An 18,085-nucleotide genomic window follows, 5' to 3' on the forward strand; every position below is an offset into this window, starting at 1 on the left:
GCGATCGCCTCCAGCGGGATGCCCGCGGGGCAGGCGGGCACGCACTCGCCGTAGACCGAGCACGGCCCGAAGGCCTCGTCCAGGACGCGGGCCATGTCGGCAAATACGCCACAGGCGCCGGCGATGACCCCGAGGAGGACGAGCGTGGGAATACTCACGATGTGGAAAAGCCTGCCGATGGGCAGCGCGAAGAACGCCACCGCACGCAGCAGATTGGCGGTCGTAATGATGGAGACGCGATTATGTCGATCGGCAAACACGCCCGCCAAGAGGCCGAAGAGGACGAGCCCAACTGATTCGGCAGCGGTCACGGCGCTCGCCTGCCATCCAGTTGCACCGAGGGCGCCCACCGCGATAACGGGCAGGGCGACGTCGGCCACCCCCTGCGTCGGCTCTCCGAGGCCGGAGGTCGACGCTGCTCGCCAAAACATGATTCTCGGAATTCTGACTGCGGTGGTCATGCACTTCTCTCACTGGTCTTGATTTCGAAACGGGTGGCGTCAGACGCTGGTTCAGGCAACGTGCTTCATCTCGACGAAGTCGTATTCGCCGCCATTGGTCGCTTGCGTGAAGTGACGCACGACGTAGAGCCCGCTGCCTTCATACACCTTGATTCCTCGCTGGTTGAACGACGCGACCGAGAGGCGGATCTCCATACCCGGGTACTCCTGTTGGATCCAATCCAGGTTGCGCCTCATGAAGTCGCGCCCCAGACCGCGGCCAGTAAGGTCGGGACGCAGCCCCAGCCCGATCTCCACAAAATCACCCTCCCCTGCGACGCCACCGGAAAGAAATCCGATCAACTGCCCTTGCCGCCGCACCTGGAGAAAGAACTCGGGCCACAGCGCAGGGGTGATAAATTCTTGGTAGTCGTCCGGGTCGGCCGTCATGTCGTAGAAATCATAGGGCGGCGGATACTTCCACTCGTCCGCGATCTCTCTGGCGGTCGACTCGTCCATGGGCAAGTACACGAACTCGTTATTGGTTTGATTGGGTGGCGCAAGATGTGAGTGATGGTTCATCTTTCTCTCCAGCGTGGACGAAGGGAAATGGGGATTTCATGGCGCTAGATGGTCACAGGAGACCACGTGGACCACTATGAAGTCTCGTTGCAGAAGGATTTCGATGTCGGCTGAACACAAGCCGTCCGCAGACGGAGGTGGCGCGGGCGTCATCTCAGCGGGCAGAAGCCGGACCGCGGGCGTCCAGGGGTTAGCCTCTACCGCCGAGAGATGGACGATTGGAATCTTGTCGGCCCCCGAAAAAGAAGAAAGGCTCGACCGATACAGCCGACGGCATGCGACATCGAAGGCCCAGTGCTCGACAAGATGGTGGTCGCCACCCCGAGCCGAGTCTGAGGACTCGGCACGCACATGTTTAAGCACGCGCAGTGTTCCGGCGTCATGTGCTTGGCCCCAGTGCCGCAGATGCTCGCACAGGCGGTCGTACAACATTTCTGGGCGACACGTGAGCTCCAAGCGCCACCCGTCGTGTTCGACGGTTTTCCGGTCCGTCCCCAGGGATTGGAACGTGATCACGCGACTACTCACTGACCGCGTCTCCCCGAACCCCTCAGAACTGAGTTCTAGGAAATCGGTCTCGAGTTCGTCGAGGACATCTTGGTCGTACAGGATGTGATCGAGCACCTCCCAATCATGCCACCACACACCGATCCTGTTTAACTCCAGCCATAGTAAGGGGAGGAGGAGCGCAGTAAGCGCTGGGCCGTTCGAGGGAGGGCGGTCGCGCGCACTCGCAGATCGGACGCCGCGATCGCGGATCAGGCCCTCACAACTTTTGTCACAAGACCTGGGCGTCCTCGGTCGAGCAGCCCGGGCTCGCCCCGCCCTCAGTCGTCCCGGCCGCGGCCGATCAGCCCGGTGCGCAGCACCTCCCGGTTGACGCGCGCGATCGCCTCCAGCGGGATGCCCGCGGGGCAGGCGGGCACGCACTCGCCGTAGACCGAGCACGGCCCGAAGGCCTCGTCCAGGACGCGGGCCATCCTGCGCGCCCGCCGCGCCCGCTCGTGGCGGCCCTGCGGCATGAGCGACAGGTGCGCCAGCTTCGCGCCCGCGAAGAGCATGGCCGCACCGTTCGGGCACGCCGCCACGCAGGCCCCGCAGCCGATGCAGGCGGCGAAGTCCAGCGCCCGCTCGGCCTGCTGGTGCGGTTGGGCGACGTCGTCGGCGTCCGGCGCCGTCCCCGCGGCCACATCCACGGTTCCGCCGGCGCGGATGAGCTCGTCCAGGGCCGTGCGGTCCACCACCAGGTCGCGGATCACCGGGAAGGCCGCCGCCCGCCACGGCTCGATGCGCAGGCGCGTCACGCCGGGGAAGGCCCGCAGGTGCTGGCGGCAGGCCGGCGTGTTGTCCACCGGCCCGTGCGGAGAGCCGTTGACCAGGAAGCCGCAGGCCCCGCACACCCCCTCCCGGCAGTCCGACTCGAAGACCACCGGCTCCCCGCCGTCCTCAATGATCTGGTCGTTGAGGCGGTCGAGCAGCTCCAGCAGACTCATCTCCGGGGCGGCGTCCTCGACGACGTACTCCTCGAAGGCCCCGGCCGCCCACGGGCCGTCCTGCCGCCAGATCTCCAGCTCGACTCTCATCGGTAGTCCCTCACCTGCATCGGCACCAGCGAGAAGCTCAGCGGTTCGGACCGGCGGGTGTGGGCGCCGTCGGGCGCCGTCTGCCAGGCCGACACCGAGCACCAGGCGTCGTCGTCGCGCCTGGCCTCGCCGGACTCGGTGGCGTACTCCTCGCGGAAGTGGGCGCCGGCGGACTCGCGGCGGTCCAGGGCGTCCAGGACCATGACCTCCGCCAGCTCCAGGAAGTCGGCCACCCGCAGCGCCCTCTCCAGCTCCTGGTTGATGCGCTGCCCGCCGCCGACCACCTTCACGTCGGCCCAGAACTCCTCGCGCAGCGCGCCCACCTCCTCCAGGGCCCGGCGCAGCCCGGCCTCGCTGCGGCTGACCCCGCAGCCGGCGTAGAGGATCTCGCCGAGCCGGCGGTGGAACCACACGGGGCGGTGGGCCCCGCCCACGGCCATCAGCGCCCCGATGCGGGAGCGGACGGCGGCCACGGCCTCACGCGCCTCGGGGGCGTCGCCCGGCAGCGGGCTGGCGCCGACGAGCCCGGCCAGGTAGTTCGGCACGCTCAGCGGCAGCACGAACCAGCCGTCCACGGATGCGCTCAGCAGCGAGTTCGCCCCCAGGCGGTTGGCGCCGTGGTAGTTGTTCGACGCCTCCCCGCCCACGAACAGCCCCGGGATGGTGGACATCTGGTCGAAGTCCACCCACAGGCCGCCCATAGTGAAGTGGGCGCCCGGGGCGATGCGCATGGGCACCTCGTAGGGGTCCTCGCCGGTGGCGTCCAGGTACATCTCGAACAGGTTGCCGTAGCGCGAGGCGATGGTCTCCCGCCCCAGCCGCTCCAGGGCGTCGCGGAAGTCCAGGTAGACGGAGTTGCGCAGCGGGCCCACCCCGCGGCCGGACTCGATCTGCTCGCGGGCGTTGCGCGAGGCCACGTCGCGCGGGGTGAGGTTGCCGAAGGCCGGGTACTTGCGCTCCAGGTAGTAGTCGCGCTCGTCCTCGGGGATGTCGTTCGGAGGGCGTTCGTCCCCGGGCTGCTTGGGCACCCAGATGCGACCGTCGTTGCGCAGTGACTCGCTCATGAGCGTCGTCTTGGACTGCCAGCGGCTGGACACCGGCAGGGCCGTGGGGTGGAACTGGACCATGCAGGCCGACGCGAAGGCCGCCCCGCGCCGGTGGGCGCGCCAGGTGGCGGTGGCGTTGGAGGCCATGGCCAGGGTCGAGTAGTGGTACACGCTGCCGTAGCCGCCGGTGGCCAGCACGACGGCGTGGGCGGTGCGGGCGGCGACCTCGCCGGTGAGCAGGTCACGGGTGACAATGCCCTGGGCGCGGCCGTCGGCGACGATGAGGTCGAGCATCTCGGTGCGGGCGTGCATGCGCACGCTGCCGGCAGCGATCTGCTCCTGGAGGGCCTGGGCGCAGGCGATCTCGAGCTGCTGGCCGGTCTGGCCGCGCGTGTAGTAGGTGCGCGAGACCTGCACCCCGCCGAAGGACCGGGTGGCGAGCTGGCCACCGTACTCGCGGGCGAAGGGCGCCCCGATAGCCTCCATGTGGTCGATGACCCGCCCCGACTCGGTGCCCAGGCGCACGACGTCGGCCTCGCGGCCCCGGTAGTCGCCGCCCTTGACCGTGTCCTTGACGAACCGGGCCAGGGAGTCGCCGTCAACCTTGCGGGCCCGGGCGGCGTTGATGCCGCCCTGCGCGGCCACCGAGTGGGCGCGGCGCGGGGCGTCGTGCAGGCTGAAGCACTCCACCCGGTAGCCCAGGCGGCCCAGGCTCGCGGCGGTCCCCGAGCCCGCCAGGCCGGTGCCCACGACGATGACGGTCAGCTTGCGGCGGTTGGCGGGGTTGACCAGGCGGTAGTCGTCGCGGCGCCTCTGCCAGGCCTGCTCCGGCGGGCAGCCGGGCAGGTGGGGGTCGAGGTCGGGGCCGATGTCGTAGAGGGCGTCGACCGGGCCGGGCGTGCGGCGTGCGCTCGCGGGGCTCATGAGATCACCCCGGCCAGGATGAGCAGGGGCAGGGCGCCGTTGCCGAGCGCGACGGCCACTGCGACGGCGAGCGCGACCGCCAGCCAGATGCGGCGCAGCCTCTCGCCGGTGCCGCCCAGGTCGACGACGACGTTCCACAGGCCTTGGGCCAGGTGCAGGGCGATTGCGAGCATGATGGCGCTGTAGAAGATCGCCATGCCGGGGCGGGACAGACTCGCCACGAGATTCTGGTAGGCGCTCACGTGCAGGGCGCCGTCGCCGTGAGAGGGGGCGGTGTAGGACGGCGAGGCGACCAGGCGCCCAATGGTCAGGTCGAGGATGTGGACGACGACGAAGACGGCGATGAGGCAGCCGGTGATGAGCATGGAGCGGGCAGCGGTGGCCCGCGCCGGCAGCCCGCGGCGTCGGAAGCGGCCGCGCGAGGCCCGGCCGCGGCGCCACAGCTCGACCCCGGCGGCCATGTGCAGGCCGATGCAGGCCAGCAGGACGACCCGCAGGATCCACAGCAGGCCCTCATGGGGGAGGAGCGGGTAGGCGACCTCGCGCAGCCAGGCGGCGTAGGAGTTGTAGGCCTCCGCGCCCATGAAGGCCTTGAGGTTGCCGACCATGTGGACGGTGACGAAGGCGGCCATGATCGTGCCGGTGAGGGCCATGGTCGTCTTGAGCGTCGTGAAGGACGGGCCGCGGCTCCGACCGGGACGGGCCGGCGGGGCGTCGCCGGGAGCGCGCGCCGACTTCGGGACGTCAGTGACCGCGGGCATTCGGCTCCCCCCTCCGTCCTCCGTTGCTGCAGAACTACAGTACTTATGGTAACGAAGGTCACAGCAATGCGGGAGGAAATGACGGCCTGTCCCATACTGCGAGCCGGGCCGTCTCGCTCGCCGTGCTGTGCCTCTGCCCGCTGCCCCGGGCCCGCCGCCCCGTCCGTCCCGCCCCTTTCGTCGAGATCGATCGTATTCCGGTTCGAGATCGGTTCAGTTCCGCGTCGGCGTTGGTTGCGTGTGGTTAGAGTCCTGCCAGGATGGCGAAGATGAGGGCGTAGAAGGCGATGGTGACGGCGGTCCATGTGGCGATGCCGATGAGGAGGCCTTTGATCATGGCGTGGTTGTAGGCGTTGGTGACGACGCCGAGGTTCTTGGCGGTGCTGTTGGCGGTGAGCATGGGGATGAGGCCGAACAGTCCGAAGAAGAAGCTGATCCAGAACGTGAGCCTGGTGGTGGGCAGCAGGGCGGCGACGGCGGTCTGGTCCAGGGGTCTGCCGTCCGGGCCGACCGGCTGGAAGGTGCGCGCCAGGATCGTGGGCCTGCCCGCGACCGCCCCCGCGGCGCGCGCCGGCGGCGGGGTCCACGTTCCGTCGCACCACTGCCTGAACGACCTGGAGAACACCGGCACCGCAAGAGCGAGTGGCGCAATGGTCATGAGAAGAAGGAGGATGATCGTCGTTAAGAGATTTGTCTGGACGAGTGGATGGTAGATGGCCATGAATCCGTTAATTATGGCATCTACGAGCGCGCATGTGCATAGGGTGATGGATAGGCATTGAGTAACGATTATATTCTTGTGATGTAATAGAAATGCGAGTAGTGCGACACCGCAGGAAACCCCCAGGGCGGCTGAAATCCACGATGCTGCACCCATGGCAAGTGCGAGGGAAGACTTGTCCTCGTGTAGGTGCGTTAGTAGACTGGGAAATGCATGCACCATGGGTTGTATTTGAATAAACCCGGTGCTGGCGTCGACGGCATGCATGTTGTTTTTGTTCCATGCGCTGAGCAGTGCGATAATGGCTTGCCATATCGAGGCGACCCCCAGTGAGCTTACGGCGACCGCGGAGTGGGGCGCGTGTGTGCGGTGGGGTAGGCGTCCCCACAAGCAGATAAATATAAATGATAATACGATGATGCGCGTTCCCGGGGTAAGGATTATGGCGATGCGGCGGAAGTCCGGCGCGCGATGGTGAATTTGATGCAAATCATTGAGGATTACGGTGGGCATAATGGCGCTGGCCGCTACTAACGAGCTTGGCATGACTCGCCTGCAGACTTGTACAATGCCAATAATGAGAAGTGTTAGCGGTGTGGAAAAGAGCAGGGTCGCGACTATTGTGCCCACATTGTCCAAGGAGAAGGGGAGCTGGCATGTTAGTAAAAGAACAATTGCGAGCATGGCGAGGATGAGGACTGCTCGCTGCTGGCCGCGTGACCACGGGGCGGTCTCCGTGGAGGTTGTCGTCGGAAGGGGCGGTGCGGATGCGGCAGCGATGGGCGCAGGGCCAGCAGGAACTCCGCTCTGGGCCGGCGAACCGTAGACGGGAGCGGGCCCGGAGGGGACCCCGCTCGGTGCGGCTGCGGCGGGGCCCGACGGTGGTGGGGGTGTCGGTTGGGGCGGGGGAGGTGGGACCGGGGGGAGGCTGCCGGTGTCGGTAATGGGTCCGCTGTCGGCGGATGCGGTTACGGGGGTTGACTGAGGGTTACCGCCGATAGGAGGGGGGGTGCTCATAATAGGGCATAGTATTCCGGCCCCCGAGCTGCCACCACGGACCGTCGTCCTCACGGTAGCCCAGAGCATCCTTTGCCGGTCGTGTTCTCAGTTCGCAGGGCGACTGAACGCGGCGTCTCCGGGTATCGGGCCCAGCCGAGCCCACCGCCGTCGGCGCCCTGGGGCCGAGGGCCCCACGACTCGCCGAGATCGGTCCGACCGACCGATCTCGAGGCGGAAATGAACCGATCTCGGCGCGGAATACGACCGATCTCAGCGAAAGAGGAGGGACGGGCGGGGCGCGCGACCTACTGACGGGCGTGCAGGACGGCGTTGAGCTCGATGCCCTTGCCCCCGCGCGGCAGCGCCTCCACGGCGCCGGACTGCGAGTTGCGGCGGAAGAGCACGTTTGAGGCGCCCGCGAGCTCCCGGGCCGGGACCACGCGTGGCTCCTTGAACAGGCCGTGGGGCCCCGGCACCACACCGCCGGAGGGCAGCACTGAGAGCTTGGTACCGGCGGTCAGGTACAGGCCCGCCTCGACGACGCAGTCGTCGCCCAGCGGAATGCCCAGGCCCGAGTTCGCGCCCAGCAGGCAGCGCTCGCCCACCGCCACGCGCTGGTGGCCCCCGCCCGAGAGCATCCCCATGGTCGAGGCGCCCCCGCCGACGTCGGAGCCGTCCCCGATCACGACGCCCTGGGAGACCCGGCCCTCGACCATGGAGCGCCCCAGCGTCCCGGCGTTGTAGTTGACGAAGCCGGAGTGCATGACGGTCGTCCCCTCGGACAGGTAGGCGCCCAGACGGACGTTGGCCGCGTTGCCGATGCGCACGCCCGAGGGCAGCACGTAGTCGGTCATACGCGGGAACTTGTCGACCGCGTTGACCTGGACCGCGTGGCCGAGCTTGGCGCGCAGGCGGGTGCGCGTGGCCTCAAAGCCCTCGGCGGCGCAGGGGCCGGCGGAGGTCCACACGACATTAGGCAGGCGGGAGAAGACCCCGTCCAGGTTGACCGTGTTGGGCAGGACCAGGCGGTGGGACAGGACGTGGAGGCGCAGGTAGGCGCCCGCCACGGTCTTCGGGGCGTCGTCCAGGTCGGCCCAGGTGCGCACCACGGTGGTGTGGACCCCGCGCGCGGCGTCCTTGCTCTCCATGGCGGACAGGGTGGTGAGCAGGTCGGCGTCGCCGTCGGCGGGCTCATCCCCCAGGATCGGCCTCGGGTACCAGACGTCGAGGGTGTTGCCGTCATCGGTCACGGTCGCCAGACCGAGACCCCATGCTCTGCGGGTCGTCATGACGCCCAACCATACGGGACGCGGCCTCGGCGCGCCGGTGCCGACCGGCATCCGGGCGGGCCCGGCACGGAGCGGCTTCCGCCTCGACGCGCCCGGGCTCACTCCGCCGCCCTGCGAGCGTGGTCGGTGATGAGCACGCCGACGACGGGGAGCGCGGCAACGAGGAATACCGCCGCTGCGGTGCCGACGGCGAGGTGGAAGCCGACGAGGAACGTGCTGGTGGTGATCATTGCGCCCAGAGCGGCCACGCCGACGACGCTTCCGGTCTGCCTGGCCGCGTTGATGACTCCGCCTGCCAGCCCGGTGTACGCGGGCGGCGCCGAGGCCACCGCTGCGGACGTCGCCGCAGGCATGGCGAAGGCCATGCCGAAGCCGCCGGCGAAGGTCAGGAGCGCAGTCAGCGGATACGGCGTGCCCTCCGTGACCCTGATAAAGTTCCCGAGTCCTGCTGTGCCTGTGAGAAGGCCTATGAGCATCGTGGCGGGTGCTCCGATGCGCGCCGTGCTGCGCCCACCGAGCGGAGAGGCGATGACCGCGCTGCAGGCCTGCGGGGCGAGCGCGAGGCCGGCGAGCCAGGGGGCGTACCCCAGATAGCTCTGGAAGAACCTCTGGAAGAACAGGGACAGGACGAAGAGCTGACCGAAGAAGCTGATATTCAGCGCCAGGCCGGCGAGCGCCGAGACCGTGAATCGTGCTCTCCTGAACAGCGGCTTGGGGAGCATCGGGTCGTCAACGTGATGCTCGACGACGACAAATTCCGCGAGCACGGCCGCGCCGCAGCAGATCACCGCGGCCGACGCGCCTCCCAGGCCGCTCTCGCCGCTGGCGATCATCCCGTAGGTGAGCGCGGCCAGGCCCAGGACGGACAGGATCTGCCCCAGCGGGTCGATTGCGCGCCCGTGCCGGGCGGCCGGTGCCGGCAGCGAGCGGAGGGCGAGCCGGCAGGCGATTGCAATAATGGGGATGTTGACCCAGAAGACGGCCCGCCAGCCGATCCAGGACACCAGCACTCCTCCGAGTACCGGACCGGCCGCGGCGGCGATCCCTCCCGCCCCTCCCCACAGGCCGATCGCGCGGGATCGCTCGTCCGGCTCCGTGTAGATCACGGCGAGCAGCGCCAGCGAGCCGGGGACGATGGCGGACGCGCCCGCCCCCTGGGCCGCCCGGGTCGCAACCAGCGCCCCGCGCTGACCCAGCGCAGCCATTTCTCTCTATCTATCCTTCGCGCAGTGCCGGCCCCGGCTCCTGTTGCGAGCCCCCGGCGGAAGTCAAGATAGTGCCGCTCTTGTTCGGCGACGACCGAACAATCGGAGCTCTAGGATCAAAACATGTCGGCTCGCGTGTTTCCGGAGGCGCTCCCGGATATCTCCACCGTGGCGACCGCCCTCGCCGACCGCTCGCGGGCGGCCATGTGCGCCGCGCTCATGGACGGTCGCGCGTGGACCGTCGGAGAGCTCGCCGCGTACGCCGAGCTGGCACGATCGACCGCCAGCGAGCACGTCAGCATCCTGGTCGGTTGCGGCATCGCCGTCGATACGCGTCAAGGACGCCACCGCTACATCAGCCTCGCCAACGAGGACACCGCCCGAGCGATCGAGAGCCTCGGCGCGGCCGCCAGGAGCACACTGCCCACCCCGCCGAGCCTTGGCGCGTGGACGGCCAGTAAGCGCCTGCGGCAAGGACGCACCTGCTACAGGCACCTGGCCGGCCGCCTCGGCGTCGAACTCACCGCCCGGCTCACGGACTGCGCCCTCATCAACCCCGGCTGGCAGCTGACGCGAAGCAGGGAAGAGCTCCTGACCGCCTGGGGCACTCCGCTGGGAGCGAGCAGGGACGAACGGCTCGCGGCGCCCTGCATGGACTCCACCGAGCGCCGCTTCCACCTCGCCGGACCCCTGGGCACGGCGATCTGCCAGACCCTCCTCTCCCGCAGGTGGGTCGAGCGCCTCGGCGCCGCCCATGCCGTGCGCCTCACCCCGGCCGGCAGAGCGGTCCTCGACGACGCCGGTCTGGCCGTCGTCGTCAGCGAGCCCGCGCCCTGACCGGCCCGGTACCGCGCCGCCGCCCGCGCTCCACAGCCCCGCGGCCGCACCGCGCCGCCGACCGCACCGCGGGCGTGCGAGAATCACGCACATGGCGCGCACGACGATCCACCTCATGAGGCACGGCGAGGTCCACAACCCCGAGGGCATCCTGTACGGGCGCCTTCCCGGCTACCACCTCTCCGAGCTGGGCCGGCAGATGGCGCTGCAGGTAGCCGACGTGCTGTCCGCCTCCGGCCACGACATCGCCGCGGTCATCACCTCCCCCCTGGAGCGGGCGCGCGAGACCGGCGCCCCGACCGCCGCCGCCTTCAACCTCGCCCCGACCACGGACGCGCGCCTCATCGAGGCCGGCAACCACTTCGAGGGCGTGCCCGTCAACCGCAACCGGTGGGTCCTGGCCCACCCCGAGCACTGGCGCTACTACCTCAACCCCCTGCGCCCGAGCTGGGGCGAGCCCTACACCGATCTCGTCGCCCGCATGAGTGCCGCCGTGCGCGCCGCCATCGGCCGGGCCGAGGGCCACGAGGCGCTGCTCGTCTCCCACCAGCTGCCCATCTGGGCGACCCGCCTGTGGCTCGAGGGCCGCCTCCTGGTCCACGACCCCCGCCGCCGCCAGTGCTCCCTGGCCTCGCTGACCTCCCTGACCTTCGACTCGCGCACGCTGGTCGGCCTGTCCTACTGGGAGCCCGCCGGCGACCTCCTGCGCCGCGCCGAGGACATGGTCCCGGGAACCTCCGCGGCCGCCGCGGCCGTGGGGCGCTTACCCGAGTCCGCCGCCCTGGACGCCCCGGACGGGACGATGCCGTGACCCTCCAGCCGCGGCCGGAGGGCCCCGACGGTGCCGCCCCGGGCGGGCTCGTCCCCGCCCGGAGCACCGGCCTGGTCCGCCCGGGCGGACGCGCCCCGGCCCGCCCCGCCCCGCAGCGACCGTGGACGGGTCAGGACTTCGTGTGGTGGAACACCGCCGCCGTCCTGACCGCCCTGCGCGCCGGGCGCCGCCCCAACCCCGTCTCGCCCGTCATCGACCCCGTGCGCCGCGCCTTCGCCTCCGACGAGGTCATGCTCGCCACCTGCGACGCCGAGCTGCTCATGTGGCGCCGCGGGGATGCCACCTACAACCCGTCGCGCGGCTTCTTCCTGGCCGGCGGGCCCGTCGGGCTGGCCCTGACCGCCGCCTTCTTCGGCGGCCAGGCCTACCTGAACTCGCGGCGCAAGAGGGCCGCCGAGGCCGACGCCGTCGAGCGCTGGCGCCACCTGGCCGACGCCCGCCTGACTGTGTCCACCCACGGGATCTACCTGGGCACGGGGGAGGGCATCATGCCGATCGCCCTCCGCGACGTCCAGGAGGCTCAGCTCACCGGCACCGGCGAGATCGTCATGGCGGCCGCCAACGCCAGCGGCTCGGCGCGCTGGAAGCTGCGCGGGCAGTGGGCCGAGCTCGTCCTGATCCTGTGGTCTGCCCGGTACATGCCCGAGCACCCGCAGGTCGTGGGGCGCACGTGGCTGCCCGGCGACTGGTTCGTCCACGCCGCCGCCCACGGCTACGACGTCGACACCTCCTCCTGGCCGCGTTTCACCCCGCGCGCCTCGGGCTGAGGCCGACGGCTGCGGCCCCGGTCGTTCCGACGCCCGGTCAGCCGGCCTCCCCGGAGCCGGCGTCATCGGGGGAGTCCCCGCTGCCGTCCTCGTCGCGGTGGTGGCGCTTGCGGCGGATGTCCTGCTCCAGGCCCCGCAGGAACTCCGGGTCGTCGTCGGGGGCGACGGGGCGCGGGCGCTCCGCCCGACGGAAGCTCGTGCCCTCCTTGGAGGACCACATCGTCGGCTCGACCCCCCCGCCGCGGTCCTCGGCGGCCTTGACGCGGCTGACAATGATCCACGCGATCGGCCCGACGAGCGTGGCCATGACGATAATGATGATCCACAACAGCTTGGGCATGCGGGCCGGCATCGACTCCTCCGGCGTGCGGGCGCAGTCGAGCAGGGAGTAGATCGTCAGGGCGAGGACGAGGACGATGAGAACGGCGCGCATGGCGCCACCCTAGCGGTTACCGGCCCCGATCCCGCACGGCCGCATGCGTGCGGTGTGCGACCCTGGCGCCGTGAGCGCGCCCGTCACCCCTCCGCCCCCTCCCGCCCCGCGTCCCCTCCGCCTCGTCGTGGGCGGGACCGGCGCCCGCCGAATCGCCCACCTGCACGGCGCGCTCGCCGATGTCCTTCACGGGCGCCCAGCTGGCCCAGGCCCGACGGCGGCCCGCGGCGGCCGAGGGCCGGCGGGTGCGGCCGGCGGGCCCCGGCCACTGATCGTGCCGATCGGCCCCCGCGAGGACGCCGCCGTCGTGCGCGCCGACCTGGCAGGCAGGATCGCCGGCGTTCCGGAGCGCGCCGACATCATCCTGCGCACCTCCGGCTCCACCACGGGCACGGCCCGCCTCGTCGCCATGGGCGCCGCCGCCCTGGTCGCCTCGGCGCGCGCCACGCACGCCCGGCTCGGCGGCCCCGGGACCTGGGTGCTGGCCCTGCCCGCCCACCACGTCGCCGGCCTGCAGGTGCTGGTGCGCTCCGTCGTGGCCGGGACCCGGCCCGTCGTCGTCGATACCGCCGGGGGCTTCGACGCCGGTGCGCTCGCGGCCGGGGCCGAGCGGGCGCTGGGGCGCGGGGGACCGGTGTACGTCTCGCTCGTGCCCACCCAGCTCCTGCGGGTGCTGGCGGACCCCGGCGCGGCCGCCGTCCTCGCGCGCGCGAGCGCCGTGCTCGTCGGCGGGGCCGCCACCGACCCCGCGCTGCTGGCGCGCTCGCGCGCCGCCGGGATCCGGGTGGTGACGACCTACGGCATGAGCGAGACCGGGGGAGGGTGCGTCTACGACGGCCTGCCGCTTGATGGCGTGAGCGTGCGCATCGAGGACCCCGACGAGGCCGGCGTCGGCAGGATCGTGCTGGCCGGGCCCGTCCTGGCGGAGGGCTACGTCGGTCCGCCCGGTGCGCCGAGCCGGACGGCTCAGACTGGCCGGCCTGCCGAGTCCGCCCGGCCCGCGGAGTCCACCTGGTCCGTGGCCTTCCGCACCGGCCCCCGCGAGCTCGCAACCGCCGACCGCGGGCGGCTGGAGGCCCTGCCCGACGGCTCCACCCGGCTGACGGTGCTCGGACGGCTCGACGACATCATTGTCACCGGCGGCATCAAGGTCGATCCCCGCGAGGTCGAGCAGGTGCTGGCCGGCCTGCCCGGCGTCGCCCAGGCCTGCGTCGTCGGCATCCCGGACGCCACGTGGGGAAGCGCCGTCGTGGCCGCCGTCGTGCCCGAGGCCGGCACCGCTGTCGACGGCGAGGGGCTGCGCAGGCAGGCCAGGGAGCGTCTTGACGGCGCCCACGCCCCCAAACGCGTCCTGGTCGTGCCCGAGATGCCCCTGCGCGGCCCGGGCAAGACCGACCGGCGCGCCGTCGCCGCCCTCTGCCGGGCGATGCGAGGCCTTCCGGGGCCTTCTGAGGCCGTCGCGGCCCGCTCCTGAGGAGCCTCCAGGCGCCGAGTCGGGGATGTTGCACATTCGTTTGCGGCCTGCGTGGAGCAGAACCGCGGAATCATGCGAAAAAGACGACGTGGCGGGAAGCGAGGCGGCTCTCCCGTGTGCGCAGACCCCCTCGGCGACCGTGGGAGCACAGCAACAGATTGTGGCGATTGGAAAGAAATCGCAGAATCCCAACGAAAAGTCGGGCTCGCTCTGCGAGGGTCCTGTTCTCCCATGTGCAACTCGGCCGCGCGCCCTGGAACCGGTCCCTGAGAAGACGCGCCCTGGGACACGGGTGGGGCGCCGTTCCCATTGGGAGCGGGCCCGGCTGCGCGCCTAGGCTGGTGACGACCTCGATCGTCGTCCAGGAGCAACCCATGTCGCAGCCGACCTTTTCCGACCAGCCGCAGTCACCCGGCCAGTACGGGTACCTGCCCGCCCCCGGGCAGCCCCAGGCGGGGTACGGGCAGACGCCGGCCGGATACGGCCAGACCGCCCCGGCTGGTCAGGGCCTGCCGCAGGGGGCTTACGGCCAGGCGGCTCCCGCCGGCTACGGACAGCCGGCGGCCTACGGCGCCCCCGCGGCTCCCGACTCGGCGCCTGGGAGCCTGCCTCCTCGGGGCGTTCCCATCCCCGTGACGCAGGAGTCCGTGGCCTTCCGCGCCTCCGCCACCAGGTCGGCGCGCACGGTGATGCTCATCACCGGAGGCTTCGGTCTTGTCGTCCTCGCCGGCGCCATCTACAACTTTGTCGACGGGAAGTTCGGCGCCGGCATCCTCCTGGTCCTCCTCGGCCTGCTCCTGCTCGCTGTCGTCGCACTCATGATGACCGTGCGCACCACCCTGGACGCCACCGGGATCCACACCGGATCGGCCCTCGGGTCCAAGGACTTCCCCTGGCCGGCCTCGCGCACCGGCCTGTTCGTGCGGATCAAGATAGCCGGGGGCAAGGCGGCTCTCGTCGCCAACGACGCGCAGGCCATGCTCGTCACCCCCGAGGGCAGGGCGGTGCAGCTCACCGGCCTGACCTGGATGGGTCCCCTGCCCAGCTCGATCGAGGCCAAGGGCATGGCAGAGCTCGACCGCATCTGGGCCTGGGCCCTCGCCCGCGGGTATGCTCGCGAGACCGGTCAGTACACCGAGATCCGCGGCGTCCAGAAGCTGATGCAGCTCCAGCGCCGTGGGCAGGAGGAGCGCTACGGGCTCGTGTGAGCCCTTCTGCGCGCGTCCGCGCGCCGGGACCCGGCCCGGCTCGTCCCCCGCAGGGTCCCTCCGCGGTCCCGGATCGCGCCGGCTCTCGCAAGCCCGGCCTCGTCGTCGCGCCACCGTGAGCAGGTAGGCTCCGCGGCAGGCACCGGGGAGAGGACATTATGAGCGCCAGCAGCACCGCACGGCAACCGGGCAGTCGGACGGATACGGGTCCGCGCGCCACCAGCTGGGCGGAGGTCGTGCGCCTGCGCACCCTGCCCGCCGCCGTCGCCCCGGTCATTCTCGGGGGCGGGGCGGCGGCGGCGCTCGGGACCTTCTCGGCGCCGCGCACCCTGCTGGCCGCGGGAGTCGCCCTCGCCCTCCAGGTCGGCTGCAACCTCGCCAACGACTACTCCGACGGCGTGCGCGGCACCGACGACGAGCGCACCGGCCCGCCGCGCCTGACCGCCTCCGGGGCCGTCGCCCCCCGCGCCGTCAAGCTGGCCGCCTTCGGCTGCTTCGGGGTCGGCGGGGCGCTCGGGGCCGCGCTCCTGGCCCTGTCCGGTCAGTGGTGGATGCTGCTGCTCGGCGCCGCGGCGATCGCCGCCGCCTGGTTCTACACCGGCGGCCCCCGCCCCTACGGCTACGCGGGGCTCGGCGAGGTCTTCGTCTTCGTGTTCTTCGGGCTCATGGCCACCGCCGGCACCCTCTACGTCCAGGGCGGGAGCGTGCCGGGCTGGGCGTGGCTCGCCGCCTGCGGGATCGGGCTCATCGCCTGCTCGCTGCTCATGGTCAACAACCTGCGCGACATCGGCACCGACCCCCTGCACGGCAAGCGCACGCTCGCCGTGCGGCTGGGGGAGCGCGGGGCGCGGGCGGCCTTCTGCGCCATGCTCGCGGTTCCGGTCCTCCTCGGCGTCGTCGCCCTGTGGCAGGCCCGCAGCACTCACAGCGCTTCTGGTGCTCCCGGTGCCGTGACGCTCGGCGGTGCCGTGGCCGTCGTCTACGCGGTCTACCTGCTCCTCCTCGGACTGCTCGCGGGCCGCGCCGCCCTGCCCGTCCTGCGCGGCGCCACCGGGCGCGATCTCATCCCCTCCCTGCGGGACGCCGGGCTGTACGAGCTCGTCTACGGCGCCGCCACCGCGGCGGCGCTCGTCATCGTCACCGGCTGAGCGACGACGGGGAGGCCGCCCCATTCCCGCGTGCAGGACGGGCGCATACGCTGGGCGGGACGCAAGGGGGGAGAGAATGGGTACTAGTGGTCCCTGGGCGGTGACGGATATGCAGGAGGCGTTGCTCCTGGAGCCGCCCCCGGATGTGGCCCGCACGGGGCGGCGCGTGTACGTGTCCTTCGGCGTGAACTGCGCCTCGTTGCTGTGCATCCTGGGCTGCCTTTCGACAGGCAGCATGGTGATCAACCCCGACCCGCCGGGGTGGTCGGTTCTCATGATGCTCCTGTTCGTAGCCGTCGACCTCCCGCTGCTGTGCCTCCAGCTCGTGGTCGCGCGCTCCCACTCGACGGTGCGCACCATCGCCACCCGTCGAGGACTGGTCTGCATGGGCCTGTCCACGCGCCGACTGCCCTGGCCCTCCTCGCGCTCGGACCTGTACCCGGTTGTGCGCGGATTCTCCGGCCGGCAGGCCGTCATCGCCTTCCAGGTCGACGACGACGCCAGGGCCCATCAGCTCTTCGGGGTCATTCACATCGGCAGGGGCGAGCAGGTGCCGCAGATGCTCGCCGCCGTGAACGCTCAGCTCGACGCCGTGTGGGCGTGGAGCGTGGAGCGCGGCTGCGCCGTCGAGTCCGGCCGCTACCGGGCGCTGACCAGGTCCGGGGAGGAGCGGGCCCGACGCCGGGCGGCCGCGCGGCTGGAGGCCTTTCGTGGCGCCCGGAGGGGTCCGGGGCCGGGGTGACGGTTGCGGTCGTGTACATGGCCCTGGGCCTTGTCGCGGCCTTCTCGATGGGCGGGGCGGGCGGCGCATGGGAGGCAAGCGACTCGGCAGGAAGAGCGAGGGTCTCCGTTGAGAACGCCGCGGTTTCACCCGGGTCGTTACGGTCGGTTGATGTGCTCCTGTGCGCGTGCAGGGGTCTGTGCGCACGCGGGAGCACGTCAACCCGTCTTGACGGACGTGCTGAAGTCGCAGAATCATGCGGAGGTCCGGCGCCCGTACTGGCAGATCCCCTCCCCCCGCCCCATGTGCAGCTCTTCCCCGGAACGACCCGCGTTCCCCGCTTCGCCGCGGACGAGGCCGCACACCCGCCAGGTGCTCACCCGCATGCCTGAGGACCAGACGCCTGGACGGATCCCGTGGATTCCGTGGCCGAGCGGCGCTGTGCGCTCAAGACCGACCTTCCAAGAGACTCCGGGCCCCGGAGAGCCGACAGAAGACACCACCCGCCCCTGCTGGCGTCAGGCAGGGGCCTCGGACCGATCTCGGGTCGGAATACTACCGATCTCGACGAAGGGGGTGCAGCGCCCCGGCACGTCCCGGCGGCGCTCAATACCCAGCTCGACGATCTGCGGACCTGGGGGCGCGGGGCCCTCAGCGCGCCGGCTCGGCGTCCAGGGCGACCTCGGCGTCGGGCTCGTGGGTGATGCGGTTGCGCAGGTCGCGGCGCACGATCTCAATCGACCACAGCCACACGATATGGCCGAAGAGCTCTGAGAAGTGCTCCGACCAGGTCTGGGCCCCCGCCACCCACGGGAAGGGGCTCGGAGCCCAGCCCAGCAGCGGCATGACGACGACGTGCGCGCCGATGTACACCACGATTCCGAAGACGGCGCCCTGCCACATCTTGATCCGCGGGAAGTACTCGGCCGCGATGCAGTAGATGAGGCCGAATGCGATGGCGAAGCTGAAGTGCACGATGAAGGACATGATCGGCAGCTGTGGCTGGAATTAAACAAGATCGGTGTGTGGCGGTGTGACTGGGAGGTGCTCGAAGTCGTAGTCGAAGGTGCGGTTGGTGATGTAGGCGGTGAAGGCCGCGAAGGTGTTCTCCGGGG

16 protein-coding genes and 2 pseudogenes are annotated in these 18,085 nt (G+C 70.8%); 7 read left to right on the top strand and 11 right to left on the bottom strand.

The annotated features are described in order from the left end of the window. The 9 genes and pseudogenes from O145_RS19380 to O145_RS13710 all read right to left on the bottom strand — a co-directional run. A pseudogene (locus O145_RS19380) lies at positions 1-431 on the bottom strand (hypothetical protein); the annotation flags it as partial. Positions 432-512: 81 nt separating this feature from the next. Further along, on the bottom strand, positions 513-959 hold the full coding sequence (locus O145_RS13675; RefSeq protein ID WP_229118584.1) for a GNAT family N-acetyltransferase: 447 nt from the start codon (positions 957-959) through the stop codon (positions 513-515). A 99-nt stretch (positions 960-1,058) separates the two neighbouring features. Further along, on the bottom strand, positions 1,059-1,646 hold the full coding sequence (locus O145_RS13680; protein ID WP_156966781.1) for a hypothetical protein: 588 nt from the start codon (positions 1,644-1,646) through the stop codon (positions 1,059-1,061). Positions 1,647-1,849: 203 nt separating this feature from the next. Then, complete coding sequence (locus O145_RS13685; RefSeq protein WP_043563962.1) at positions 1,850-2,605, bottom strand: succinate dehydrogenase/fumarate reductase iron-sulfur subunit; 756 nt, start codon at positions 2,603-2,605, stop codon at positions 1,850-1,852. Continuing rightward, the gene (locus O145_RS13690) at positions 2,602-4,575 is read right to left on the bottom strand and encodes a fumarate reductase/succinate dehydrogenase flavoprotein subunit (RefSeq protein WP_043563964.1); all 1,974 of its coding nucleotides are present in this window, start codon (positions 4,573-4,575) and stop codon (positions 2,602-2,604) included. Before O145_RS13690 ends, O145_RS13685 begins: the two co-directional genes overlap by 4 nt. Then, on the bottom strand, positions 4,572-5,336 hold the full coding sequence (locus O145_RS13695) for a succinate dehydrogenase cytochrome b subunit (protein ID WP_084682637.1): 765 nt from the start codon (positions 5,334-5,336) through the stop codon (positions 4,572-4,574). The genes O145_RS13690 and O145_RS13695 overlap by 4 nt, the downstream gene beginning before the upstream one ends. Positions 5,337-5,580: 244 nt before the next feature. Next, complete coding sequence (locus O145_RS13700; RefSeq protein ID WP_156966782.1) at positions 5,581-6,057, bottom strand: hypothetical protein; 477 nt, start codon at positions 6,055-6,057, stop codon at positions 5,581-5,583. A 1,304-nt stretch (positions 6,058-7,361) separates the two neighbouring features. Beyond that, the gene (dapD, locus tag O145_RS13705; RefSeq protein ID WP_043563968.1) at positions 7,362-8,345 is read right to left on the bottom strand and encodes a 2,3,4,5-tetrahydropyridine-2,6-dicarboxylate N-succinyltransferase; all 984 of its coding nucleotides are present in this window, start codon (positions 8,343-8,345) and stop codon (positions 7,362-7,364) included. A gap of 98 nt (positions 8,346-8,443) precedes the next feature. Then, a complete protein-coding gene (locus tag O145_RS13710; RefSeq protein WP_043563970.1) occupies positions 8,444-9,550 on the bottom strand; it encodes an MFS transporter in 1,107 nt (368 codons plus the stop codon). 123 nt (positions 9,551-9,673) lie between these two features. Between O145_RS13710 and O145_RS13715 the strand changes: the two genes are divergently transcribed. From O145_RS13715 to O145_RS13725, 3 genes are all read left to right on the top strand, one after another. Further along, the gene (locus O145_RS13715; RefSeq protein WP_043563972.1) at positions 9,674-10,387 is read left to right on the top strand and encodes an ArsR/SmtB family transcription factor; all 714 of its coding nucleotides are present in this window, start codon (positions 9,674-9,676) and stop codon (positions 10,385-10,387) included. Positions 10,388-10,478: 91 nt separating this feature from the next. Beyond that, positions 10,479-11,198 carry a histidine phosphatase family protein gene (locus O145_RS13720; protein WP_043563974.1) on the top strand — a complete coding sequence of 240 codons (720 nt, stop codon included), beginning with the start codon at positions 10,479-10,481 and terminating at the stop codon, positions 11,196-11,198. Next, positions 11,195-11,986: a hypothetical protein gene (locus tag O145_RS13725; RefSeq protein ID WP_043563976.1), complete on the top strand. Its 792-nt coding sequence runs from the start codon at positions 11,195-11,197 to the stop codon at positions 11,984-11,986. The genes O145_RS13720 and O145_RS13725 overlap by 4 nt, the downstream gene beginning before the upstream one ends. 37 nt (positions 11,987-12,023) lie before the next feature. On the opposite strand, the gene O145_RS13730 is transcribed toward O145_RS13725, so the two are convergent. Continuing rightward, a complete protein-coding gene (locus tag O145_RS13730) occupies positions 12,024-12,419 on the bottom strand; it encodes a PLD nuclease N-terminal domain-containing protein (protein ID WP_043563977.1) in 396 nt (131 codons plus the stop codon). A 43-nt stretch (positions 12,420-12,462) separates the two neighbouring features. On the opposite strand from O145_RS13730, the gene O145_RS13735 reads away from it, so the two are divergent. The 4 genes from O145_RS13735 to O145_RS16695 all read left to right on the top strand — a co-directional run bounded on the left by O145_RS13735 (position 12,463) and on the right by O145_RS16695 (position 16,991). After that, entirely contained in the window at positions 12,463-13,893 is a 1,431-nt protein-coding gene (locus O145_RS13735) for an AMP-binding enzyme (RefSeq protein ID WP_052375193.1), read from the top strand. Between the two features lie 374 nt (positions 13,894-14,267). Then, positions 14,268-15,101 (top strand): hypothetical protein, encoded by an 834-nt coding sequence (locus tag O145_RS13740; protein ID WP_229118586.1) that lies wholly within the window; start codon positions 14,268-14,270, stop codon positions 15,099-15,101. Positions 15,102-15,259: 158 nt separating this feature from the next. Then, complete coding sequence (locus O145_RS13745) at positions 15,260-16,249, top strand: 1,4-dihydroxy-2-naphthoate polyprenyltransferase (protein WP_043563978.1); 990 nt, start codon at positions 15,260-15,262, stop codon at positions 16,247-16,249. A gap of 76 nt (positions 16,250-16,325) precedes the next feature. Then, on the top strand, positions 16,326-16,991 hold the full coding sequence (locus O145_RS16695) for a hypothetical protein (RefSeq protein WP_156966783.1): 666 nt from the start codon (positions 16,326-16,328) through the stop codon (positions 16,989-16,991). A gap of 630 nt (positions 16,992-17,621) precedes the next feature. On the opposite strand, the pseudogene O145_RS13755 reads toward O145_RS16695, so the two are convergent. Next, positions 17,622-18,085 (bottom strand): annotated as a pseudogene (locus O145_RS13755) (DUF1440 domain-containing protein); the annotation flags it as partial.

It is taken from the genome of Actinomyces israelii DSM 43320 (genome assembly GCF_000711965.1).
In the GTDB taxonomy this organism is placed as follows: domain Bacteria; phylum Actinomycetota; class Actinomycetes; order Actinomycetales; family Actinomycetaceae; genus Actinomyces; species Actinomyces israelii.

Coding starts and splice junctions, on each gene's coding strand:
- O145_RS13675 (WP_229118584.1), bottom strand. CDS start 959: ATGGACGAGTCGACCGCCAGAGAGATCGCGGACGAGTGGAAGTATCCG.
- O145_RS13685 (WP_043563962.1), bottom strand. CDS start 2,605: ATGAGAGTCGAGCTGGAGATCTGGCGGCAGGACGGCCCGTGGGCGGCC.
- O145_RS13690 (WP_043563964.1), bottom strand. CDS start 4,575: ATGAGCCCCGCGAGCGCACGCCGCACGCCCGGCCCGGTCGACGCCCTC.
- O145_RS13695 (WP_084682637.1), bottom strand. CDS start 5,336: ATGCCCGCGGTCACTGACGTCCCGAAGTCGGCGCGCGCTCCCGGCGAC.
- O145_RS13700 (WP_156966782.1), bottom strand. CDS start 6,057: ATGGCCATCTACCATCCACTCGTCCAGACAAATCTCTTAACGACGATC.
- dapD (WP_043563968.1), bottom strand. CDS start 8,345: ATGACGACCCGCAGAGCATGGGGTCTCGGTCTGGCGACCGTGACCGAT.
- O145_RS13710 (WP_043563970.1), bottom strand. CDS start 9,550: ATGGCTGCGCTGGGTCAGCGCGGGGCGCTGGTTGCGACCCGGGCGGCC.
- O145_RS13715 (WP_043563972.1), top strand. CDS start 9,674: ATGTCGGCTCGCGTGTTTCCGGAGGCGCTCCCGGATATCTCCACCGTG.
- O145_RS13720 (WP_043563974.1), top strand. CDS start 10,479: ATGGCGCGCACGACGATCCACCTCATGAGGCACGGCGAGGTCCACAAC.
- O145_RS13730 (WP_043563977.1), bottom strand. CDS start 12,419: ATGCGCGCCGTTCTCATCGTCCTCGTCCTCGCCCTGACGATCTACTCC.
- O145_RS13735 (WP_052375193.1), top strand. CDS start 12,463: ATGCGTGCGGTGTGCGACCCTGGCGCCGTGAGCGCGCCCGTCACCCCT.
- O145_RS13740 (WP_229118586.1), top strand. CDS start 14,268: ATGTCGCAGCCGACCTTTTCCGACCAGCCGCAGTCACCCGGCCAGTAC.
- O145_RS13745 (WP_043563978.1), top strand. CDS start 15,260: ATGAGCGCCAGCAGCACCGCACGGCAACCGGGCAGTCGGACGGATACG.
- O145_RS16695 (WP_156966783.1), top strand. CDS start 16,326: ATGGGTACTAGTGGTCCCTGGGCGGTGACGGATATGCAGGAGGCGTTG.